At 68.1% G+C, this 21793-nt stretch carries 19 protein-coding genes; all 19 read right to left on the minus strand.

Annotation, left to right across the window (positions count from 1 at the left end):
- Position 1: 1 nt before the first annotated feature.
- The 19 genes from RAH40_RS15080 to RAH40_RS15170 all read right to left on the minus strand — a co-directional run bounded on the left by RAH40_RS15080 (position 2) and on the right by RAH40_RS15170 (position 21661).
- Positions 2-1549 (minus strand): M20/M25/M40 family metallo-hydrolase, encoded by a 1548-nt coding sequence (locus tag RAH40_RS15080; protein ID WP_306598390.1) that lies wholly within the window; start codon positions 1547-1549, stop codon positions 2-4.
- A 237-nt stretch (positions 1550-1786) separates the two neighbouring features.
- A complete protein-coding gene (locus RAH40_RS15085) occupies positions 1787-2569 on the minus strand; it encodes a CPBP family intramembrane glutamic endopeptidase (protein ID WP_306598391.1) in 783 nt (260 codons plus the stop codon).
- A 53-nt stretch (positions 2570-2622) separates the two neighbouring features.
- Complete coding sequence (locus tag RAH40_RS15090; RefSeq protein ID WP_306598392.1) at positions 2623-4161, minus strand: acyl-CoA carboxylase subunit beta; 1539 nt, start codon at positions 4159-4161, stop codon at positions 2623-2625.
- Positions 4161-4397, minus strand: a complete 237-nt coding sequence (locus RAH40_RS15095) for a hypothetical protein (RefSeq protein WP_306598393.1) — start codon at positions 4395-4397, stop codon at positions 4161-4163. The genes RAH40_RS15090 and RAH40_RS15095 overlap by 1 nt, the downstream gene beginning before the upstream one ends.
- An 82-nt stretch (positions 4398-4479) precedes the next feature.
- Entirely contained in the window at positions 4480-4959 is a 480-nt protein-coding gene (locus RAH40_RS15100) for a DinB family protein (RefSeq protein ID WP_306598394.1), read from the minus strand.
- A gap of 96 nt (positions 4960-5055) precedes the next feature.
- Positions 5056-7977, minus strand: coding sequence for a TonB-dependent receptor (locus RAH40_RS15105; protein ID WP_306598395.1), 2922 nt, complete (start codon positions 7975-7977; stop codon positions 5056-5058).
- Positions 7978-8463: 486 nt separating this feature from the next.
- Positions 8464-9072, minus strand: coding sequence for a sulfurtransferase-like selenium metabolism protein YedF (yedF, locus tag RAH40_RS15110; RefSeq protein ID WP_306598396.1), 609 nt, complete (start codon positions 9070-9072; stop codon positions 8464-8466).
- Positions 9056-9304: a DUF3343 domain-containing protein gene (locus RAH40_RS15115; protein WP_306598397.1), complete on the minus strand. Its 249-nt coding sequence runs from the start codon at positions 9302-9304 to the stop codon at positions 9056-9058. The genes yedF and RAH40_RS15115 overlap by 17 nt, the downstream gene beginning before the upstream one ends.
- Positions 9304-10320, minus strand: a complete 1017-nt coding sequence (selD, locus tag RAH40_RS15120; protein ID WP_306598398.1) for a selenide, water dikinase SelD — start codon at positions 10318-10320, stop codon at positions 9304-9306. The genes RAH40_RS15115 and selD overlap by 1 nt, the downstream gene beginning before the upstream one ends.
- A complete protein-coding gene (locus tag RAH40_RS15125) occupies positions 10317-11444 on the minus strand; it encodes an aminotransferase class V-fold PLP-dependent enzyme (protein ID WP_306598399.1) in 1128 nt (375 codons plus the stop codon). The genes selD and RAH40_RS15125 overlap by 4 nt, the downstream gene beginning before the upstream one ends.
- On the minus strand, positions 11441-12232 hold the full coding sequence (yqeB, locus tag RAH40_RS15130; RefSeq protein WP_306602305.1) for a selenium-dependent molybdenum cofactor biosynthesis protein YqeB: 792 nt from the start codon (positions 12230-12232) through the stop codon (positions 11441-11443). The genes RAH40_RS15125 and yqeB overlap by 4 nt, the downstream gene beginning before the upstream one ends.
- Before the next feature lie 2 nt (positions 12233-12234).
- Positions 12235-12981: a selenium cofactor biosynthesis protein YqeC gene (gene yqeC / locus RAH40_RS15135; RefSeq protein WP_306598400.1), complete on the minus strand. Its 747-nt coding sequence runs from the start codon at positions 12979-12981 to the stop codon at positions 12235-12237.
- Positions 12978-14018, minus strand: coding sequence for an XdhC family protein (locus tag RAH40_RS15140; protein WP_306598401.1), 1041 nt, complete (start codon positions 14016-14018; stop codon positions 12978-12980). Before RAH40_RS15140 ends, yqeC begins: the two co-directional genes overlap by 4 nt.
- Positions 14015-16579, minus strand: coding sequence for a selenium-dependent xanthine dehydrogenase (gene xdh, locus RAH40_RS15145; RefSeq protein WP_306598402.1), 2565 nt, complete (start codon positions 16577-16579; stop codon positions 14015-14017). Before xdh ends, RAH40_RS15140 begins: the two co-directional genes overlap by 4 nt.
- 69 nt (positions 16580-16648) lie before the next feature.
- Entirely contained in the window at positions 16649-17026 is a 378-nt protein-coding gene (locus RAH40_RS15150) for a hypothetical protein (protein WP_306598403.1), read from the minus strand.
- A 2-nt stretch (positions 17027-17028) separates the two neighbouring features.
- Complete coding sequence (locus RAH40_RS15155) at positions 17029-17976, minus strand: ABC transporter permease (protein WP_306598404.1); 948 nt, start codon at positions 17974-17976, stop codon at positions 17029-17031.
- The gene (locus tag RAH40_RS15160) at positions 17973-19073 is read right to left on the minus strand and encodes an ABC transporter permease (protein ID WP_306598405.1); all 1101 of its coding nucleotides are present in this window, start codon (positions 19071-19073) and stop codon (positions 17973-17975) included. Before RAH40_RS15160 ends, RAH40_RS15155 begins: the two co-directional genes overlap by 4 nt.
- Positions 19070-20593 (minus strand): ABC transporter ATP-binding protein, encoded by a 1524-nt coding sequence (locus tag RAH40_RS15165; RefSeq protein ID WP_306598406.1) that lies wholly within the window; start codon positions 20591-20593, stop codon positions 19070-19072. The genes RAH40_RS15160 and RAH40_RS15165 overlap by 4 nt, the downstream gene beginning before the upstream one ends.
- A 69-nt stretch (positions 20594-20662) precedes the next feature.
- Positions 20663-21661: a BMP family protein gene (locus RAH40_RS15170; protein ID WP_306598407.1), complete on the minus strand. Its 999-nt coding sequence runs from the start codon at positions 21659-21661 to the stop codon at positions 20663-20665.
- Between the last annotated feature and the right edge of the window lie 132 nt (positions 21662-21793).

Here is a 21793-nt window from a genome sequence, read left to right on the forward strand (position 1 = left end):
GCTACATCGCCGCGTAGACGGTGGGGAACCGGGCCAGGAAGGCCGCGGCGTGCTGCAGCTCGCGCTCGTCCAGGCATTCGCCGATCTTGTGGGTGTTCTGCTCGATGCCGGTGCCGAACCCGATCATGGCGGGGTGCTTGTAGATCCCGTTCTCGACCCACTTCTTGTCCTTGCTGCCGGGGACGCTGTAGTCCATGGCCATCGGGTAGCCCACGCCGTCGGTGGAGAACACCCAGCGGTCCACACGGGGCTCCTTGGTGATCACGCCGCCGGTGCCGACCTTGCCGTCCACGTTGGGGGAGATGACCTTCTTATACGACGCCACGGCGGCCTGCACCGCGGGATGCTCCTCGGGGGTGACCCAGCCCACGTACACCTGGGGGTTGTTCAGCACGAAGCCCTTCCAGCTGGCTTCGGTGTAGGTGGGGATGGAGACGTCCACCCCGAGGCCGGCCTTGCGGGCGGCGGCCACCGCGTCCAGGGCCTCGACGTCCGCGCAGGACTGGTCGGGGGTCTCGCCGATGGTGAGGCGGCGGTCGAAGCGGAAGGTGAACTTCTCCGGAACGGCGCAGTCGCTGGGGGTGTCAAGTTTGGACCAGGAGGCCGTGCGGGTGCCGTGGCCCAGGAACGGGTGGTCCAGGAAGCCGACGCGGCGGTCGTACTTGTCGGCGGCCTCCTTCAGGATGGCGCCGCCGAACTCCAGGGGGTTCTTGCCTTCCCAGGGCATGGAGCCGTGGCAGGACTTGCCGGTGACGGTGACCTCGATCTGCATGCGGCCGCGCTGCCCGCGGTAGATGCCCAGGGCGCCGTTCTTCGAGCAGCCGGAGCTGTCGGTGAGGATCACCACGTCGGGCACGATCTGGGGCTTGGCGGTGGGGAAGACCTTGCGGACCAGGTACATCGGGCCCGCGCCGTCGTTGTCCTCCTCGCAGACGGTGGCGTAGGAGCGCACGATGACGCCCTTGAGCGCGCCCTCGGCCTCGAGTTCCAGCATGATCTTGGTGGCGATGGCGGCGCTGATCACGCCGCCCAGCTGGTCCGCGGAGCCGCGGCCGAAGATGAGGTGGTTCCACTCGCCTTCGGGAGGCAGGTAGCCCAGTTCCTTGTTGAGGAAGGCCTTGTTGACCTTGGAGGGGTCCACGATCCCGTCGAAGCAGTCCACGCCGCTGTTGGCGAGCCACTGCGCGCGCAGGGGCTTGACGGTGTCGGTGTGGCCGTCGATATAGATGACCTTCTTCTTGTCCGGGTCGATGCCGTCGTTGGGGTCCTCCACGAACCAGACCAGGTTGCCGAACTCGTCGAAGAAGGCGTCCTCGTCGCGGCGAACGGCCTTGATCTCGACGATCTTCCTGCGCAGGTAGTCGATGCGGGGGAACTCGTGGTTGGAGGTGCCGCAGGCGGGATCGCCGCCCTGGTCCAGGGGCTTGTCCACGTAATCCGCGGGGATGCGGATCGCTTCGCGCAGCATTTCCGAGGCGAGCGGCAGGTACTTGGCCGCGAGCTCGGAGATGCGGGTATCGAGGTTGGTCAAGACGCCTGAACTGGACATGGAGTCCTCCGGGTGGGGAAGGGGGTCGGCGCGCCGGCGACGGCGCCGGGCCACCCTGGTTGGGAAAGGATAGAGGCGGCTGCACCGGGCCTGGATCACAGCCGGATGTGCTTCATGAAGCCGCTCCCGCATTTCGGGATTTCAAGTTTGGACCACGTTGACAGGATCATTGTGGGAACAAACGACCCACAGATCAATAAAAAATTTTCACTGGAAAAAAAATTTTTTACCTATTATTTATTTTTTGAAAAAGGGGCCCTTAAGCTCTCTGACGGGCCAGCGACGGAGCAGGAAATAGCAAGCCAATGAACAAGCAAGCGTGCATGGCAGACTCCCTTCCAGCCCGAAGGCTCCCCCGGTCAGCCAGAGGGGCCGGGCGTGCGGAATGGGGACAAAGCAGCCCAGCGCCTGGGTGCCGCTGACCCCGAAGCCCAGGAGCGCTCCCTGGCACCAGTTCCAGCCGACGTGGAGACCCAGGGGCAGCGCCAGGCTCCGGGTCCCCAGGTAGGCCAGGCCCAGCGCGGCCCCGGCCAGGAAGATGTTCACGGAGGCCAGGACCCGCGTGGAGCCCGTCATGCCGGGATTGGAGACGTGGGCGCCGGCGAAGAGGACGGACATGAGGAAGAGGCCGCCCCAGGAGCCCAGGCTCCACTCCACGCGCTGGAAGATGTAGCCGCGGAACGCGAGCTCCTCGCTGAAGGCCGGCAGCAGGTAGAAGGCCGCGCCCGAGGCCAGGGCGGATGCCCCCGCGCCCTTCGCGAGGTGGAATCCGCCCGCGCCGTAGGCCAGCAGCGCCGACAGGAGGATGATGCCGCACCCCAGGGCGGCGCCCAGGGCGAAGTCGCGGGCCCACGCCGTTCCGGGGCGCAGGCCCAGGGTGGCCAGGGGTCGGCCCTCCAGGGCCAGGAAGAGCGTCGAGGCCAGGAGCAGCACCGCGCAGAGGCCGGCGGCCCGGGGCACGCCGGGGACGGCCTCCAGGAGGAGGCGGTAGCCGAGCGCCGCGGCCGCATAGAAGAGCAACGCCCTCCAGCCGGGGCGGAGGGCGTTGCCGGATCCCAGGAGCAGATCGCCCACTAGAGCGGGATGTTGCCGTGCTTCTTGGGGGGCATGGACTCGCGCTTGCCTTCCAGGAGGTTGAGGGCCCGCAGCAGCTTCTTGCGGGTCTCGCGGGGCATGATCACCTCGTCCACGTAGCCGAGGCCCGCGGCCACGTAGGGGTTGGCGAACTTCTCGTTGTAGTCGGCCACGATCTCGGCGCGCTTGGCGGCGGGGTCGTCGGCCTTGGCGATCTCCTTGGCGTAGAGCACGTTCGCGGCCCCGTCGGCGCCCATGACGGCGATCTCGGCGGTGGGGTAGGCGAAGTTGAAGTCGGCCCGGATGTGCTTGGACGCCATGACGATGTAGGCGCCGCCGTAGGCCTTGCGGGTGATGATGGTGAGCTTGGGCACCGTGGCTTCGCAGAAGGCGTAGAGCAGCTTGGCGCCGTTCTTGATGAGGCCGCCGTGCTCCTGGTTGACGCCGGGCAGGAAGCCCGGGACGTCCTCGATGATGATGAGCGGAATGTTGAAGGCGTCGCAGAAACGCACGAACCGCGCCCCCTTCTCGCTGGAGGCGATGTCCAGGACCCCGGCCAGGTGCGCGGGCTGGTTTGCCACGATGCCCACGCTGCGGCCCTCGAGCCGCCCGAAGCCGATGACGATGTTGCCGGCGTAGGCCTCCATCACCTCGAAGAAGTGCTCGTCGTCCACCACGCCCTTGATGATCTGGCGCACGTCGTAGGGCTTGCTGGGGTCCTCGGGGATGATGGAGTCCAGGGCCGGGTTCTCCAGGGGCATCTCGATGAGCGGGGCCCTGCGGGGCGTCTCCTGGAGGTTGTTGGAAGGCAGGAAGCTCAGCAGCTCCCGGGTGTGGGCGAGCGCCGCCAGGTCCGAAGGCACCAGGAAATGGGCCACGCCGGACTTGTAGCCGTGGGCCGAGGCCCCGCCCAGCTCCTCCTTGGTCACGTCCTCGTGCGTGACGGCCTTGATGACCTCGGGGCCCGTGACGAACATGTAGCTGGTGTTGCGCACCATGGTGATGAAGTCGGTGATGGCCGGGCTGTACACCGCGCCGCCCGCGCAGGGACCCATGATGAGCGATATCTGGGGCACCACGCCCGAAGCCATGGTGTTGCGCAGGAAGATCTCCGCGTAGCCGGCCAGGGAGTTCACGCCCTCCTGGATGCGGGCCCCGCCCGAGTCGTTGAACCCGATCACCGGGCACCCGACCTTCATGGCCATATCCATGATCTTGCAGATCTTCCGGGCATGGGTGAGGGAGAGGCTGCCGCCTACGACGGTGAAGTCCTGGGCGAACAGCGCCACGGGGCGCCCGTCGACGCGGCCGAAGCCGGTGACCACGCCGTCTCCGGGCATCTTGGCCTCGCCGGGGGTGGGGTTGAGGGCCAGGGCGTCGACTTCCTCGAAGGAGCCCTCGTCCAGGAACGCGGCCACCCGCTCCCGGGCGGTGAGCTTGCCGCCCTGGTGCTGCTTGTCCACGCGGGCCGGGCCGCCGCCCTTCATGGCCTCCGAATAGCGGGACCTGAGGGTGTCGAATTTGTCCTGAAGGGTCATCAGTACTCCTTGGTGGGATCGGGGGCCCGCACGACCGCGGCCTTGCGCAGCGGCACCAGGGCGCCGGGGGTCGCGGGTTCGGGGGCCTCGTCGGCCTCGGCCTCGGGCAGGTCCTGGTCCAGGGCCTCCGCCGGGATCACCACGGCCCGGCGCAGTTCCACGGATTCCATCGCGGGTCTGGGGGGGACGCTCGCCGGGGTTCCCCCCACGAGCAGGATGAGGCAAAGGCCGATCATGATTTCAACTCCCGTACGCAAACCGTTCATTGTAACTTTGCGCGCAAGTCACGGCCAACGCCTATTTGGCTGAGAGCTCATCTCAGCGCTGCCGCCAGGCCGCCAGGGTCCGGGCGATCTGCTTCAGGTGGGTGTCCAGGTGACCCACATACAATTCCAGGAGCCGCTCCAGGGTGAGGGTGCCCCGCTCGGGATGCACGAGGGTCTGCTCCCAGGCCGCCTCCGGCAGGGCGCGCAGCTGCCGGGCCAGCATCTCCCGCAGGAGCCGGAAGAGGTCCAGCGCCTCGCCCAGGGGCTGGGCGGCGTCATCCAGGGTGCCGGCCCAGCGGTCCTGGTCGTAGGGGACGATGGTGGTGCCCGGCTGGGCGATGATGGTGCGGGCCCGCAGGTAGCCGTGCAGCTCGCTCTCCGCCAGGTGGAAGAGAATGGCGCGCGGGCTCCAGGCCCCGGGTGCCGGGCGGAAGTCCAGGGCCTCCGGGGGAAGGGCCTCGACCGCCTCCCGGAGCATCCGGGGACCCTGGGCATAGGACATGAGCAGTTCAGCACGAGTCTGCGAGTTCATGGTTCACCTGCGGTTCTTATACAGCCGAAGGCGCTGGAAAGCCACCCATGAAAAAAGACCCCCGCCGGAGCGGGGGTCCTTTTGGCTGGAACGGGTCTAGAACTTCAGCTTGCAGCCGAAGCGGAAGGACCGGGCCGGCTGGTAGTCCGTGGCGGAGCCGAAGCGCCCGACAGGCTGGGGGTTGCCGTAGCGGTCGGTGTACTGCTCGAGCACGGCCGTCTCGGGACGGTGGTTCATGACGTTGTAGATCTCGAAGAAGGGCTCGATTCGCATCTTCCCTTCCAGGGGCATGTCGTAGTGGAAGTTCAGATCCAGGCGGGTCAGCCAGGGAAGGCGACCCTTGTTGCCCAGCTTCAGGTCCTGGAAGTCGGCATTGGCATAACCGCCGGGATCCGGCAGGACGGGGTTGCTGGTGCTGCCATCATCCTGCTGGCTGTAGGGGCGGCCGCTCTGGGCAAGGAAGTTGAAGCCTAGGGCGAGGTCGCCCTTGCCCACCTTGATCTTCTTGTAGCCGTACGCCTTGAACTGGTGGGTGTGGTCGGTGGGCAGGTAGCCGGTCCCGACATAGGGCCAGAAGTCATAGGAGGCGGTGATGCCACCGTCCGGTTGGCCGTTGGTGGCGCTGATGAGACCCTCGTAGTTGCCGTAGTCCCTGCTCCACGTGTAGCCCACGAAAAGGAAGGTGTCTGAAGTCTTGTAGGTATAAGTGACGTCGACGGCCTTGTATTCGTTGTAGGCCTCGGGATACAGGCTGTTGGTGGTGGAGACCTTCTGCCCGCTGAAATTGGAGGTCCAGGAGACCGACTTCCCGGGGTTCCAGATGATGGCCTGTCCGCCGCCGCCACTGGTTGCGCCCATCGCAAGGGAACCGGGATCGTGCGGGTCGATGGCGTAGCCGTCAACATCGGTGATCTCGGAATCCTCGATGGGATCCGTCAGCTTGCGGTAGTGGGCGTGGATGCCGAAGGTGCTTGAGGCCGTCGCCTGGTAGTCGTACCCGAGCAGGATCTCGGTGCGCTTGGGCAGCTTGAGGCCATCGGCGAGAGGGTCGTTGGACCAGCCGGTGGAATAGTCGATGTCGTCGTAGTTGGTTCCGGTTACGGTCACGGTGTTCGTAGCGCGGTTGAAAGTCGCGGTGCTCTGACCAACGCCGGTACCAGTATGGGTCCCGCCGTAGTAGAGGAGGTGGTAGTACTCCTTGCCGTAGGTGCGGATGGCCATGCGCTGGGGGATCTGCATGTAGTACTGAGCGAAGCTACCGGAGACCTTGGACTTGCCATCGCCGGTGGCATCGAAGGTGAAGCCGATGCGGGGCTGGATGTAATCCGTGAACTTGAAGTGCATGAACGTGGAGCCATTGGCGCCGATCTGCTTCTGGTCCTCCATGCGGATGCCATAGAAGAGGTTCAGCTTCTTGTTCACCTGCCAGGTGTCCTGGAGGTAGATCGCCTGGAAGTAGGCGTTGGCTTCGGAATCGTTGTCGTAGACGTTCCGCACGGCCCTGAGGAACCCGCCGGAGTTCTGCAACTGCCAGGTCTGGCCACCATTGCGGTGGGTGATGTCGGAGTAGTTGGACTTCAGGTAGGAGTAGCCCACCTTCAGGGAGTGGTCGGCACCGATGACCCAGGTGAGGTCGCCGGCGAACTGGGTGGTGGTGTTGGTCTCCTTGGCGATGTTTCCGGCGCCGCCCGTGGCCCAGTACGTCAGGGGATCGGCCAAGCCGTAGCCAGGGCCGCCAGAGGCGTAGTAGGTCCGGTCGCGGATGAGGGACAGGGTCGAGTTGGGCGTGACGTCGTTCTCGGCCTTGGCCTGGCCCATCTTGAGGGACATGGTGACGTTGGGAGACAGCGTGGAATCCCAGATCAGGTTGAAGTTGCTGGTGTTGTGGACCGTGTCGCCACTGGTGTCGGCGTTGCCGCGGCCGTCATAGAGGTTGCTGGGGGAACCGGCGCCGCGGTCCTGGGTGGCCGTGGAGCGGTTGCCGAAGTAGCTGAGGGTCAGCTGGTTGTCCGTAGTGACGTAGTACTGCAGCTTGCCCATGAACTGCAGGTCGGGGGTCTTGGTGGCACCGGCCGACAGGTCGCTCAGGTTCAGGTAGGAGGGGCTGTTGGTGAGGGTATAGTTGACGCCGAAGGAGTAGAAAAACTTGTCCTTGACGAACGCGCCGCCCACCCGGGCGCCCACGTCGGTGACGCTGGCGGCGGGGAGTTCCCGGAACCACGTCGTGCCCTTGGCCTTGGGGGAGAGGGAGCCGGGGATGTGGCTGGCCCACACGGAACCCGCGAAATCGTTGGTGCCGGACTTGGTGAGGACGTTGAACACGCCGCCCATGGCGGAGTATTCAGGCTTGTAGCCGCCGGTCTGGATGTCGACCTGGTCCACGAAGTCCTGCACCATGGTGACGCTCTGGCCGCCGTAGCGCATGTCGTTGGTCTTCAGGCCATCCACGGAGAAGGAGTTCTCGGCGCCGGAGGCGCCGCCGATGGAGATCTCGAGGCCGAGGCCGGCATTGCCGTTGCTGGCGCCGAAGCCGGACGTCGTGACGCCGGGGGTCATGTAGGCCAGGGAAGCCATCTCGCGGCCCGTGGGGACCGCCGAAAGGGTGTCCAGGCTGAAATTGGAACCCGTGGTGGTGCTGGTGGTGTCGATGGTGGCGGAGGAGGCGATGACTTCGACGACCGCCGAGCCTTCCTTGTCCATCTTGAGGTTCGCCGTGGTGGCGGTGTTGATGGTGACCGTCACGGTCTGGCGGGTGGCGGAGAACCCGGCCTTGGTGACCTGGACGGTCCAGGCGCCGGCGTTGAGCAGGCCGGCCTGGAAGTGGCCGTCGGCGCCGGTGACGATGGTGCGGCTGACCTGGCCGGACGTGAGGCGGACGGTGGCCGCCGCAACGGGGTTGCCGGCCTTGTCGGTCACGTGTCCATTGATGGCGCCGGTGGTGACGGTCTGGGCGACCAGGACCTGGCCGGCCACGAGGGTCAAGGCTGTCAGTCCGAGCCTTGTGAGGTTGTTGCGCATAGGATTTGGCTCCTTTGAAGGTGAGGTGGGAAACACAACTTCTGGAAAAGCACGGCATAGCCGTCCGCTACCTAGTGGACTCCTTTCATGAGAGCGGATTTTCAGTCATGGAGTGTGGCAAATTCATGACAATTAGTGGGATTCATTAAGCCTTGGAAAACAGATTTTTCAAGAGTTAATTTCGTGATTTTCCGGGGTTTTTTCGAAAGACAACGTAAGACGAGGCTTTTTAATATTAATTTTTCATTGATAATTTTGACATATATGACTTTTTACTTTTGAGATTCGGATTTATTTATTCATTCTAAAGTTGTTGCTAAGGATGTTAATAGATGTTAATTGTTTGAAAATTATCACATTTATTTATTAATCATCTTCGATTTTGCGGACTGAGAAATGCCATTACCTGGTCATATGGCCTCGTCGGAGCCTTGCGGCGAATTAGTCGGCCCGCTCATGGTGGATATGCGCATGGATCAGCTGCAATCACCCCAGAATAACCGTAGGCCCCTGCAGCAGGTGCTCTGAAATTTCATACATGTTCGACACCCTGCCTACCGCCAAAGCCTCGGTCAATTTATAGAATTCCAGACATGTGCCGCAGGCGATGACGTCCACCCCACGGTCGGCGGTCTTGCGGAGGTTTTCAAGGGAGTCGGAACCCTCGACGGCCAGGCGCACCCCCGCGTTCATGAAAATGATCCTCATGGGCGGAACGTCGCACTCGGTGAGGGTGTAGAGGAAGCCGCGCATGAGGAGCTTCGCCAGGTCCGGGGAACCGTTGCCGATGCCGTCGGAGGTGATCAGCACGGTGGGGGCCCCGGCGGGGGCGGGTTCCGCGGGAGCGGCTTCGGGCGCCTCGCCCGGGGCTCCGGGCCGCAGGACGATGCGGGTCAGGGCACCTTCCGAGGCGACGCCCTCCACTTCGCATTTGGCCCAGGCTGCGAATTTCAGGATGTTCTCCCGTGCCGCGGCGTCGTCCACGAGGATCTCCAGGGAGGAGAAGCCGCCCTCGGCAAGGGCCTTGCGGGTCAGGATCACGGGCTGGGGGCAGGGCAGCCCCTTTGCGTCGAGGGTTCTACGGGTAGGGCTCATAGCGCCTCCTGGGGCTTCCGGGTTCGGGGTCGAGGACGCGCCACAGGCCTTCGGGGCCGCTGGCGCGAAGGGGTTCTTCATTGCCGGCCGGGTCCACCAGCAGGCAGAACCCGCAGCTGCTCCGGATCTGCCGGGGGACCGGAATGAGGTCCACCTTCAGCCCCGCGGCCTTGAGCCGGTTCTCAGCCCGAAGGGCCGAATTGCTGGATGGGTAGGTGGCGAGAAGGAGCACTAGAGTATTCGCACGGAACCGGGGGCGCCGCCGGTCTCGCCGATGATCCAGCCCCCGGCGCCTGCTTCCTGCAGCGCGGCGGCGGCGGCCTCGGCCTCCTCCTCGGGCAGCGCGGCCAGGAGGCCTCCTGAGGTCTGGGGGTCGAAGAGCAGGTCCAATACCAGGGCGGGCACCTCTCCGGCCACGCAGGGGAGTCGGCCCTCCCGGTTCCGGTACGTGCCCTCGGGGATCAGGCCCATGGAGGCGTATTCCTCCACCCCGGGCAGGAGAGGCACCTGGGCGAAGCGCAGGGTGAGGCCGCAGTCCCCGCCGGCCATCTCCGCGGCGTGCCCGGCCAGGCCGAAGCCGGTGACGTCGGTGACGGCCATGGGGTGGAACCGGGCCAGGACCTCGGCCGCGGCGCGGTTCAGGGTGGCCATGGAGCGCTCCGCGGCGGCCCGGGCCTCCGGGGAGGCGCACTGGGCGCGCAGGGCCATGTTCACCAGGCCCATGCCGATGGGCTTGGTGAGGATGAGCCGGCCGCCGGGGCGAAGGGTGTTGTTCCGCCAGGCCCGGGCGGGGTCCACCAGCCCCGTGACCGCATAGCCCAGCTTGGGCTCGGGGTCCTCGATGCTGTGGCCGCCCAGGAGGGCGCAGCCGGCCTCCACCAGGGCCTCCAGGCCGCCGGCGAGCATCTCGCGGAGCGGTTCGATGCCCAGGGCCTTGAGGGGGTGGCACACCAGGGCCAGGGCGGTGATGGGGCGGGCGCCCATGGCGTAGAGGTCGGACAGGGCGTTGGCGGCGGCGATGCGCCCGAACAGCCGCGGGTCGTCCACGATGGGGGGGAAGAAGTCGACGGTCTGCACCAGCGCCTCGTGGGGTCCGATGCGGAAGATCCCCGCGTCCTCGCTCCCGGCGAAATCGGCCAGCAGGTCGGGGTAGGCGGGCTGCTCGAGCCCGCAGAGGGCCTTGGCCAGGACGCCGGGGCCCAGCTTGGCGCCGCAGCCGGAAAACCGGGTGTAGGACGTGAGGTTCAAGCGAGCAGCTCCTTCATGGCGTCCAGGGTCGCCTGGATCTCGAGCGGGGTGGTGGAGAACCCGGGCGAAAAGCGCAGGGTGCCTCCGGCTTCCAGGGTCCCCAGGGTCCGATGGGCCGCGGGGGCGCAGTGGAGGCCCACCCGGGTGCAGATGTCGCGCCTGTCCAGCTCCAGGGCCAGCTCGCCCAGGTCCCGGCCCTCGACGGTGATGGAGACCACGGGGGCCCGGTCCTCGCCGGGGCCGGGACCCTGGACGGCGACGGAGGGCAGTTCCAGGAGCCCGCGCACGAGGTCGTCGCACAGGGCCCGTTCCCGCAGGTGCAGGGCGGCGCCCTCGGACTCCAGGAAGCGCAGCGCGGTCCAGAGGCCCGCAAGGCCGGGCACGTCGGGGGTGCCCGCCTCGAACCGGTCGGGAAGGATCCCGGGCTGGATCTCGCTCTCGGAGGCGCTGCCGGTGCCGCCCATGAGCCTCGGTTCGGGGCGGGCGCCGGGGCCCAGCAGGAGGCCGCCGGTGCCGGGCGGCCCCAGGAGGCCCTTGTGGCCGGAAAAGGCGACGTAGTCGCAGCCCCGGGGGATGGGCAGATGCCCCGCCGTCTGGCTTGCGTCCACGCAGATGGGCACGCCCAGGCGCCGGCACAGGTCCGCCACCTCGGCCACCGGGGTCAGGCAGCCGGTGACGTTGCTCGCGGCGGTCAGCACCAGGAGGTCGGGGGCCATCCACAGGGCGGCCTTGAGCTCGACGGGATCGGGCCGGCCGCGGCCGTCGAAGGGGACCACCCGGACCCTCACGCCCCGGGTGGCCTCGAGGTGGCGCAGGGGCCGCATGACGGCATTGTGTTCCAGGGAGGAGACGGCGACGGTCCCGCCGTCCGGGACGCTGCCCAGGATGGCCAGGTTCAATGCCTCGGTGGCGTTCCGGGTGAAGACCAGGCGCTCGGCATCGGTTCCGCCCAGGAACGCGGCGCAGGCCTCCCGGGCCCCGAAGAGGGTGCGGCTGGCGTCCCGGGCCAGCCTGTGGCTCGCCCTGCCCGGACTGCAGGCGCCCGAAGCCAGGCACGCCGCCACCGCCTCCGGCACGCCCGGCGCCTTGGGGTGGCTGGTGGCTGCGTTGTCCAGGTAGATCACGGCGCACCCAGCATGAGGAGAGCCTCCAGGACCCCGCCGGCGATGGCGCGCGCCTTGTCGGAGACGGAAAAGCAGTGTTCCCGCACGCACCTGGGATCCACGTCGGCCACCTTGAGTCCCGCCCGGGCCTCGAAGCCGGGCCGGATGAGGCCCCGCACGACACCGCCGATGGCCGAGGGCACGGGCTCGCCCCCGATGGCCAGCACCGGATCCCCGGCCGCCACCGTGTCCCCGATGGCGCAGAGGGCCTCCACCCTCCCCGCCCGGGGGGCGTGGATGACCCGCTCGGAGCCGTGGCCCGCGATGAGCCCGGGCACGCCCGTGTTCGCCTCGGCGGAGCCGGAGAGGAGCACCCGGCCCAGGTCGTGGCCGCGGTTGGTCTCGACCACCGCGTGCGCGTCCACCCCGGCCGTGAAGCCGGGCCCGAGGGCCACCACCACGGGGGCCATCTCCAGGAAGGTGCCCAGGTTCCGCTTGGCGATGATGGCGTCCACCAGGGCCGCGGGCCGGAGCCGGGTCAGCAGGTCGCCGCGGGGGTCCTCGAGCACCGCCACCGGATCCCCCGGGGCCCATCGTTCCGGCAGGGCGTCGCACCGCAGGGCGCAGAGGCCCTCCACCCGGGCGGAACCGTCGTACATGGCCTCCGAGAAGCTCACCGTTCGCCGGATGGCGCTGGGGTGGGCCGTTTCCAGGGCCACCACCCGGAACCCGGCGCGCACGAGGCGCAGGATCACCCCCGTGGCCAGGTCTCCGGCCCCACGCACCACCACAAGCCGGCCTTCGATCATCGTCACGGGGCGTCCTCCTCAACGAGGATGACGCCATCGGGGGCCAGGAGGGAACCCAGCAGGACGCGGCCCGGGAAAAGCCCGGCCAGGGGCGGGAGGGCGCCGAGCGTATCGGCCTTGTTCAAGAGAAGGACCCGGGCGCCCCGGGCGTCCTTGAAGAGGCCCCGGGGGTGCCGGACCAGGGCGGCCAGGTGCTCCCAGCGGATGGGTTCAAGGGGAGCGCAGCCCGTGATTTCCGCGAAAAGCCCCGGGCGGTGGGCCACGGTCCCGTCCAGGGGCCGGCCCAGGCAGTCCAGCCCGACGACGCCCACCACCAGGTCCGTGCCCGGAGGCAGCACGGGTTCGTGGGGGGCCGGGGCCTTGACCGGCAGGCGCCGGGAGCCGTCGGCCTCCACCAGGACCAGGCCCCAGGACCCGCGCAGGACAGGGATCCAGGACGGGTGGATGCCCTTGACCTTGCCGGGGGCGTCGGCCTCCCGGGCCATGAGGATCGTGAGGCCGGGGGCCGCGGGGGGCACGGGGCCGCCGGTGAAGGGGCCTTCCAGGGCCGGGTCGAAGACCATCCTGCCCTCCCGGCCCGGTTCCAGGCGCGGGTCGGCGAGGTGGGTGGTGGTGGTGAGGAGCACGGGGCGGGGGGCCAGCTCCCGGGCCAGGCGGAACAGGGCCGTGGTCTTGCCCCCTGCGCCCACGAACGCGATGACCCCCCTGCCATCCGGCAACAGGGGCAGCAGGGCGTCCGCGAGGTTCATGGGGTGCCGCGCCGGGCCTTCCGGGCCGGAATGCGCGCCTGGATCCAGGCGGCGTCGCGGCGCACCGCGATGAGTTCCCCGGCGATGGCGACGGCCAGCTCCTCCGGGGTCTCGGCCCCGATCTCCAGGCCGATGGGGGCGCACAGGGCCTCCACCTTGCGGGCGTCGAAGCCCTCCGAGGCGACCTGGGCCAGCACGAGCCGGGTCTTGCGGGAGCTGCCCATGAAGCCGGCGTAGCGGTAGGTCCGGCCCAGCACCGCGCGCACGCACTCCAGGTCGCAGAGGTGGCCCCGGGTGACGATCACCACGTAGGTGGAGGGGTCGAAGGCATAGCGCTCCACGATGGAGGCGAAGGCGCCGCAGAGGGTGGCCGTGCCCGCGGGGAACCGCTCCGGCTCCACATACTCCGGACGGTCGTCGCCCACGGTCACCCTAAAGCCCAGCCCCGGCGCCAGGGCCGCCAGGGCGCGGCCCACGTGGCCCCCGCCCAGGATGAGGAGCTTCTCCCGGGGAAGGACGGGATCGAAGAAGAGGCCTTCGGCCTCGGCCAGCACCGGGTGCCCGGAGGCCAGGGCGTGGGCGGCCATGGCGGGGTCGGCGCCCTCCACCCGGCCGTGGGCCCAGGCGCCCGCGGAATCCAGGACACCCGCCTCGCCCGTGGCGAGGCGCTTGACCAGGACGATCCGCTCCCCGCGCTCGAGCAGCGCGAGGGCGGCCCGGTAGGGCGCCGCGTCGGCCAGGGGCTCCACGAGGATCCGGCTGGTGCCCCCGCAGACCATGGCGGGCCCCTCGGCCTCCATGCCCTGCATGTCGATCTCGAGGATGAGCGGGGCCGCGCCTCCCAGGTTCTCCCGGCAGGCCGCCAGGACCAGGGACTCGCCGCGCCCGCCGCCCACGGACCCCATCACCAGGCCCCCGGGCCCGGCCAGGAGCATGGAGCCCGCGTGCCGCGGGGCGGAGCCCTTCACCTTGAGGACGGTGCAGAGGACGCGCGGTTCTCCCGCCGAAGCGAGGGCCCTGACGATCTCGAGGCTCATCCCTTCTTCCGGGTGTAGGGCGTGCCCGCCAGGGGCAGGTCCACCCGGAACACGCCGTCCCGGTGGAAGTAGGCCCCGGCCACGGCCGGCGCGGTGGGGATGGTGGTGATCTCGCCCAGGCCCTTGGCGCCGTAGGCCAGGGGATCCGGGTTCTTCTCCACGATGATGGACTGGATGGGCGGCACGTTGGCGGCCTTGAACAGGCCCAGGGTGCCGTACTTGGCCATCACCTCGCCGTCCTTGAGCGGGAAGTCCTCGGTCAGGGCGTAGCCCAGGCCCATGACGACGCCCCCTTCGATCTGGCCTTCCACCTGGGTGGGGTTGATGGCCTTGCCGATGTCGTGGGCCGCCACGACCTTCTCGAGCCGGCCGGCCGCGTCCAGGAGCACCACCTGGGTGGCGTAGGAGTAGGCGACGTGGCTGACGGGATTGGGCTTGTCCGAGGCGAAGGGATCGGTGACGCCGTTGTACTCGCGGTAGTATTCCCGGCCTTCCAGCTGTTCGAGGGTGTGGCCTTCCAGGTCCAGCTTCAGGTCCTGGGCGGCGAGGCGCGCGGCCTCGCCGTTGAAGACGGTCTGGCGGCTGGCGGTGGTGGTGCCGCCGTTGGGGGAGTTCGAGGTGTCGGGGGTGGCCACCCGGATCTGGCCCCAGGAGAGCCCCGAGGCGTTGGCCACGAACTGCATGAGCACCGAGGCGAGGCCCTGGCCGATGCACGCGGCGCTGGTGTAGATGACGGCCTGGCCGTCTTGCACGCGGATGCGCACCCGGCCCACGTCCGACAGCCCCACGCCGATGCCGGCGTTCTTCATGGCGCAGGCGATGCCGGCGTCGGGGCGCTGCTCGCAGAGATCCTTGACGGCCAGGAGCGTCTCCTTGAGCGCGGTGCCCGCGTCCACGATCTGGCCGTTGGGGAGCACGTCCCCGGGCTCCACGGCGTTGAGCCAGCGGATCTGCCAGGGGGTGAGCCCGACTTCCTTGGCCAGCAGCGTGATGCAGGACTCCATGGCGAAGCAGGACTGGGTGACGCCGAAGCCCCGGAAGGCCCCTCCCGGGGGGTTGTTGGTGTAGACGCCCGTGCCCACGATGTCCACGTTGGGGATCTTGTAGGGCCCCGCGGCGTGGGTGCAGGCCCGCTGCAGCACCGGCCCGCCCAGGCTCGCGTAGGCGCCGGTGTCCTCCAGGAGGTGCGCCTTCACGGCCGTGATGCGGCCCTGGGCGTCGGCGGCCACGGTGTACTCCATCTCGAAGGCGTGGCGCTTGGGGTGCACCTTCAGGCTCTCCTGCCGGCCCAGGGTGACCTTCACCGGGACCTTCAGGTGGTTGGCCAGGAGCGCGGCGTGGTGCTGGACGATGAGGTCCTCCTTGCCGCCGAAGCCGCCGCCCACGTAGGCGCTGATGACCTTGACCTGCTCCGGGCCCACGCCCAGGACGCCGATGATGCCCTTGTGGTCGTCGTAGATGCTCTGGGTGCCGGTGTAGACCGTGAGGGTGCCGTCGGCCTCGGGCACCGCCAGGGCGCTCTCGGGCTCCATGAAGGCGTGCTCGGTCTCCGGCGTGTTGAAGGTCTTGACGATGAGGTGGGCGGCCTCGGCGATGGCCTTGTCCGGATCGCCGCGGCGCAGGACGGTCTTGGCCAGGAGGTTGCCCTTGGGGTGGAGCCTGGGGGCGTCCTCGTCCAGGGCGCGCCGGGGGTCCGTGAGGGGCTTGAGCTCCTCGTAGTCCAGCTTGATCATGGCCACGGCGGCCTTGGCCTGGGCCCGGGTCTCGGCGGCCACCAGGGCGATGGCGTCGCCCACGTAGCGGGTCGCCTCGCCCACGGCGATCATGGCGGGCCAGTCGTGGATGATGTGGCCCTGGTGGCGCTCCCCGGGCACGTCCGCGGCGGTGAGGACCGCCTTGACGCCCGGCATGGCCAGGGCTTCGGTGGCGTCGATGCCCTTGACGAGCACCCGGGCCTTGGGGGGACGCAGCACGGCGCCGTGCAGCATGCCCGGGCGCCTCATGTCGTCCACGTAGAGCCCGGTGCCCAGGGCCTTGTCCCGGGCGTCGGTGCGGCAGATGCGCTCGCCCACGGCCAGGGCCATGTCGGAATCGGCGGGGACGGCGGTGCCTTCGCGCAGCATCTTCGCGGCGTTGAGCACGGCCTTCTCGATCTTCACGTAGCCGGTGCACCGGCACATGTTCTGGGCCAGGGCCTTGGTGACCTCCTCGGGCTTCGGATCGGGGTTCACGTCCAGCAGGCCCTTGGTGCTGATGAGCATGCCGGGCATGCAGAAGCCGCACTGCACGGCGCCGGCGTCGGCGTAGGACCAGCCCAGGACCTCCTTCTCGCGGGGGCTCAGGCCCTCCACGGTGACGACCTTCTTGCCGTCCAGCTTGTCCATCTTGAACAGGCAGGCCCGGGAGGCCTTGCCGTCGATGAGGACCATGCAGGATCCGCAGGCGCCTTCCGAGCAGCCGTTCTTCACGGAGGTGATGTTCAGTTCCTCCCGGAGGAACTCCAGGAGGTTCATGTCCTTCGACGTGACGATTTCCCGGCCGTTTACCTGGAGCGTGGACATGTCGTCGCCTTTCACTGGGTGGCCCCAGTTTACCGCAGGTGGGTTTTTTTCACTCGTGGGTAAATTTTTTTATGACGGGAAGTCCAGCTTCTCGTAGCGGGGGTAGCCCAGCTCCACCCACTCCTCCTTCCCGGACCGGATGATGTTGCCGAAGATGAAGATCAGGGGCGGGCTGGACAGGTCCCCGGGGTGCACGCCGATGATCCAGGGGTGCTGCTCGTTGAGGCGGTAGTCCTCGGTGGAGCCGATGCGCTCCCGCAGGCCGTCCATGTAGGCCGACGCGTAGGCCAGGGCCGACTCGGCCGACAGCACCTGCATGCCCTCGGCGTGGAAGGTCCGGCCGGTGTTGCTGCGCAGGAACAGGGCGGGCTCGGGGAGGACGCGCACCAGGGAGGTGGGGTACGTGCGGCGGAGGGTGTCCAGCAGGGTCTCGAGATTGGGTTCCATGCTCAATACCTCATTTCGCGGTTGAAGGGGACGCCCAGGTGCGTGGGACCCCGCATGCGGGCCTTGCGGGCCAGGGAGAGCACCAGGATGACCAGGACGTAGGGGAGCATCACGGCGAATTCGTAGGGGAACTTGATGCCGGCCACCTGGATGGCGAGCTGCAGCGACTGGGCCAGGCTGAAGAGCAGCGCGCCGCCCAGGACGCCCAGGGGGCTCCAGCGCCCGAAGTACACCAGGGCCACGGCGATGAATCCTCGCCCCGCCACCAGGTCGTCCGCAAACATCTTGGCCTGGCAGAGGGAGAGGTAGGCGCCGCCCAGGCCGGCCATGGCCCCGCCCACCATGAGCGCCTGGTACCGCACCCGGTTCACGTTGATGCCCATGCTGTCCGCCGCCCGGGGCTCGGTGCCCGCGGCCCGCACCTTCAGGCCCCAGGGGGTCTTGAAGAGGAGGTACCAGCTGGCCGGGACCATGAGGAAGGCGATGTAGACCATGGGGTTGTGGTTGAAGAGGATGCCCCCGAGGAAGGGGATGCGGGAGAGGCCGGGGATGGCCCAGGCCGCCAGGCCCTCCACGCCGGTCACTCCGCCGACGAAGTGCCGGAAGAGGGTGCCGGCCACGCCCCAGCCCAGCATCTGCAGGCCGATGCCCGCGATGCCCTGCTCGGCCCGGAAGGTCACCGTGACCAGGGCGAAGAGGAGGCCCAGGACGACCCCGGCCGCCGCCGCGACCGCGAAGCCGATGACGATGCCGTAGGGGGCCAGGGGGCCGGTCTTGAGGTAGAAGGCCGGAAGGAAGCCCAGGAAGGCGCCCATGCACATGATGCCCTCGCAGCCCAGGTTGAAGACCCCGGCGCGCTGGTTGAACATCTCGCCCAGGGAGGCCAGCAGCAGCGCCACGGAGAAGGGCACGCCCAGCGACAGGATGTTGTAGACGAGGTCGTGGCTCATGAGGGTTCTCCCGCGTCGGGCTTCCGGAACCGGGCGAAGAACCGCGCCGCCCGTTCCTGCGCGTAGGGGTTGTTGAGATACATCTTGGCCGAGACGATGCAGAGGATGAGCACGCCCATGAGGACGAGGATCATGTTGGCGGGGACGCCCGCGGACCTCTGGGTCATGTCGGATCCCACCAGGAGGAGCCCGAAGAAGAAGGCCGCCGGCACGATGCCCGCGGGGTGCAGGGCCCCGAAGAGCGCCACCACGATGCCCGCGAAGCCATAGCCCGAGGTGATGTTCTCGATGGCGCGGTGGTGGACGCCGCTCACCTCCACGGCCCCGGCGATGCCCGCGAAGGCGCCCGACAGGCACATGGCCGCCACCAGGGAGCCCGGCACGTTGATGCCGGCGTAGCGCGCGGCCTTGGCCTCGGCGCCCGCCGCCCGGAGACGGAAGCCCCAGGTGGTGCGCCACAGGAGGAACCACACGCACACGCAGAGCACGAGGGCGAGGATGAGCCCCATGTGGAGCCGGGTGCCGGGCACGAGCCGGTCCAGGAAGGCGGCCTCGGGGAGGCGCATGGACTGCGGCGTGCCCGAGCCCGTCTCCAGCTCGCCCGGGTCGATCATGGGCCCCCGCAGGAAGAAGGTGTAGAACTGGGCGGCGATGTAGTTGAGCATCACCGTGGAGAGGATCTCGTTGACCCCCAGGCGGGCCCGGAGGGTTCCGGCGATGGCGGCCCAGAAAGCGCCTCCCGCGGCTCCGGCCAGGATCACCAGGGGCAGCAGGACGGCCTTGGGCCAGGCGGGCAGGGCCAGGGCGGTGGCCGTGGCGGCCAGGATGCCGATGAGCATCTGCCCCTCGGCGCCGATGTTGATGATGCCGCTCCGGAACGCGATGGCGATGCCCAGCGCCACCAGGATGAGGGGCACGGCCCGCACGAGGATCTCGGTGAGGCCGAAGACGTCCTTGAAGGGCCCCGTGAAGATCGTCACGAAGGTGTCCACGGGGCTGGCCCCGATGGCGGTGAGCACCAGGGCCGCGCCCAGGGCCGCCGCCAGGGCGGCCAGGACCACGATGGAGCTGCCGTAGAGGAGCTTGAAACGGTTCATTCGGCCACCCCCGCCATGAGCAGGCCCAGCTTCTCGCGGGTCGCCTCGAGGCTGGTGAGGACCTTGAGGATCCGCCCCTTGTAGATGACGGCGATCCGGTCGGAGAGATTCATGATTTCCTCGAGCTCCTCGGAAATGAGGAGGATGCCTCCCCCCGCGCGGCGGCGGGCCAGGAGCTGGGAATGGATGAATTCCTGGGCGCCCATGTCCACGCCCCGGGTGGGGTACACCGAGATGAGGGCCCTGGGCTCCCGGGCCAGCTCGCGGGCGAGGATCACCTTCTGGATGTTGCCCCCGGACAGGGAGCCCCCCGCCGCTGAGGTGGAGGAGCAGCGGATGTCGAAGGACCCCTTGAGGGTCTCGGCGTTGCGGGCGATCTCCCCCAGCTTGAGCACCACGGACCAGCTGAACTGCGGGGTGGGGAAGTCCTTGAGGACCAGGTTCTCCTTCACCGTGAACCTGGGCACGATGCCCTCGTGGTGCCGATCCTCGGGAATGTAGCCCAGGCCCGCGGCGATCATGGCCGCGGGGCTCCGGTTGGTCATGTCCTTGTCCAGGAACCGGACCGTGCCTGATTCCACGTGCCGCAGGCCCGTGAGCGCCTCGGCCAGCTCCCGCTGTCCGTTGCCGGAGACGCCGGCCAGGCCGAGGATCTCGCCGGCATGCACTTCCAGGTTGAGCCCGTCGAGGGCGAAGTGCCCGCGGTCGCCGCGCACCTTCAGGTCCCGGGCCTGCAGGATGGCCGGGCCCTCCACCAGCAGGCCCTCGTTGCGGGGCAGGTGGATCTCGCGGCCGGTCATGAGCGCGGCCAGCTCCGCCGGCGTGTGGTCCTCGGTGCGTCCGTTGAAGACCACCGCGCCGTGGCGCAGGATCGCTACCCGGTGGCTGAGTTCCTTCACTTCGTGGAGCTTGTGGCTGATGAAGATGATGGAGAGCTCGGCCGTCATGCGCTTGAGCCGGTCGATGAGATCGTCGGTCTCCTGCGGGGTGAGGGCGGAGGTGGGCTCGTCCAGGATGAGCAGCTGGGCGCCGAAGCAGAGGGTCTTGATGAGCTCCACCCGCTGCTGCTCGCCCACGGAGAGCTGCCAGACATAGGCATCGGGGTTCACCGGCAGCTCGTGGTGCTCGGAGACCTCGAGGATCCTCGCCCGGGTGGCCTTGAGATCCAGGTTCATGAACTTGTGGTGCTGCTTCAGGCCCAGGGCCACGTTCTCGGTCACCGTCATGTTGGGCACGAGCATGAAGTTCTGGTGCACCATGCCGATGCCCCGGGCGTAGGCGTCGTTGGGGGTGTGGAAGCGCACCTCCTCCCCGTTGATCGATATCGTCCCCGCGTCGGGCTGGTAGAGGCCCGCCAGGATGTTCATGAGGGTGGACTTCCCGGCCCCGTTCTCGCCCACGAGGGCCAGCACCTCGCCGCGGGCGACCCGCATGGAGACGTTGTTGCACGCCAGGATGCCGGGGAAGCGCTTGGTGATGCCGGAAAGCTGGAGCTCGTTGATGGGCTCGGCTGTTGCCATGGGGGTCTCCGGTAGAGAACGGACCCCGGTATGCCTAGGGCAGACCGGGGTCCATGTTCCGGTGTTGCCTTAGAATTTGACGGCTTTCCAGTCCAGCTTGAGCTTGCCGGCGGTGAGATCGGCCTTGGCCTTGTCCACGGCCTTCCTGATGGCCGGGGTCAGGACCTTGCCCACCTTGTCGTTGTAGGCGAAGACGAAGCCCTTGTTGGCGAAGTTGAGGGGGATGTTCTCCCCGCCCTTGACGCCGGCCTCGCGCTTGGCGATGAGGACTTCGACCACCGTGGTGTAGTTGTAGCTGGAGGCCGCGAGCACCCGGGGGGACTCGGCCACGTGCAGCTGGGAGATGTCCTGGCCCGCCCACCAGATGTTCTTGTCGGCGCTGGCGGCGACGGCGCGCAGGGCGCCCATGGCCTGCTGGGAGGAACCGGTGAGGAAGTCCGCTCCGGCCTTCATCTGGGTCTGGGCCAGCTCGGAGGCCTTCACGAAGTCGCCGAAGCTGCCCGTGTGGGCGACCTTGACGTTGACCTTGGGGTTCGCGGCCTTGGCGCCGAGGACGAAGCCGCGGTCGTACCGGGCGGCGTCACCGCCGTCGACGGGACCCACGAGGCCCACGGTATTGGTCTTGGTGACCATGCCGGCGATGATGCCGTTCAGGTAGCCGGTCTCCTCGCTCTCGGGCATGTAGGTGAAGACGTTCTTGCCGCCGATGTCGGCGCTGGTGCCGAACACGAAGGTCGTGTCCTTGAAGTCGGGGGCCATCTCGTTGACCAGGTTCTTGTACTGGGCGCCGTGGCAGATGATGATGTCGAACTTCTTGGAGGCGTACTGCCGGGCAGCGGAACCCGCGTCCACCGGCTTCATCTTCTCGCTGTAGCTGTACTCGACCTTGGCTTCGCCGTATTCCTTCTGCACGGCCTTGATGGCGTCGTGCATGGACTGGCACCAGCCCTTGTCGTCCACGGTGGACTCGACGATGAGGGCGATCTTGACCTTGGCCTTGGGGGGGGCTGCGGAGAGCCCGCAGGTGAATGCAAAGACCGCTCCTAGAGCGAGAACTGGCTTCCTCATGGTCTGCCTCCTGGTTGGGGTGAAGGGATTTGTCGTTCGCAAGTGTACCCGGTCCCGGGCGGATGACTGGTTTTTTTCCTGGAATAATAAAAATTTGTCCACCCCGTTGCCTTACCCTGGTAGCCTCCCCGG

The sequence above is a fragment of the Geothrix sp. 21YS21S-2 genome, from assembly GCF_030846775.1.
In the GTDB taxonomy this organism is placed as follows: domain Bacteria; phylum Acidobacteriota; class Holophagae; order Holophagales; family Holophagaceae; genus Mesoterricola.

Bases quoted from the DNA above. Each gene is read 5' to 3' on its own strand.
- RAH40_RS15080 (WP_306598390.1), bottom strand. From the start codon at position 1,549: ATGTCCAGTTCAGGCGTCTTGACCAACCTCGATACCCGCATCTCCGAG.
- RAH40_RS15090 (WP_306598392.1), bottom strand. From the start codon at position 4,161: ATGACCCTTCAGGACAAATTCGACACCCTCAGGTCCCGCTATTCGGAG.
- RAH40_RS15095 (WP_306598393.1), bottom strand. From the start codon at position 4,397: ATGATCGGCCTTTGCCTCATCCTGCTCGTGGGGGGAACCCCGGCGAGC.
- RAH40_RS15100 (WP_306598394.1), bottom strand. From the start codon at position 4,959: ATGAACTCGCAGACTCGTGCTGAACTGCTCATGTCCTATGCCCAGGGT.
- RAH40_RS15105 (WP_306598395.1), bottom strand. From the start codon at position 7,977: ATGCGCAACAACCTCACAAGGCTCGGACTGACAGCCTTGACCCTCGTG.
- yedF (WP_306598396.1), bottom strand. From the start codon at position 9,072: ATGAGCCCTACCCGTAGAACCCTCGACGCAAAGGGGCTGCCCTGCCCC.
- yqeB (WP_306602305.1), bottom strand. From the start codon at position 12,232: ATGATCGAAGGCCGGCTTGTGGTGGTGCGTGGGGCCGGAGACCTGGCC.
- yqeC (WP_306598400.1), bottom strand. From the start codon at position 12,981: ATGAACCTCGCGGACGCCCTGCTGCCCCTGTTGCCGGATGGCAGGGGG.
- RAH40_RS15140 (WP_306598401.1), bottom strand. From the start codon at position 14,018: ATGAGCCTCGAGATCGTCAGGGCCCTCGCTTCGGCGGGAGAACCGCGC.
- xdh (WP_306598402.1), bottom strand. From the start codon at position 16,579: ATGTCCACGCTCCAGGTAAACGGCCGGGAAATCGTCACGTCGAAGGAC.
- RAH40_RS15150 (WP_306598403.1), bottom strand. From the start codon at position 17,026: ATGGAACCCAATCTCGAGACCCTGCTGGACACCCTCCGCCGCACGTAC.
- RAH40_RS15155 (WP_306598404.1), bottom strand. From the start codon at position 17,976: ATGAGCCACGACCTCGTCTACAACATCCTGTCGCTGGGCGTGCCCTTC.
- RAH40_RS15160 (WP_306598405.1), bottom strand. From the start codon at position 19,073: ATGAACCGTTTCAAGCTCCTCTACGGCAGCTCCATCGTGGTCCTGGCC.
- RAH40_RS15165 (WP_306598406.1), bottom strand. From the start codon at position 20,593: ATGGCAACAGCCGAGCCCATCAACGAGCTCCAGCTTTCCGGCATCACC.
- RAH40_RS15170 (WP_306598407.1), bottom strand. From the start codon at position 21,661: ATGAGGAAGCCAGTTCTCGCTCTAGGAGCGGTCTTTGCATTCACCTGC.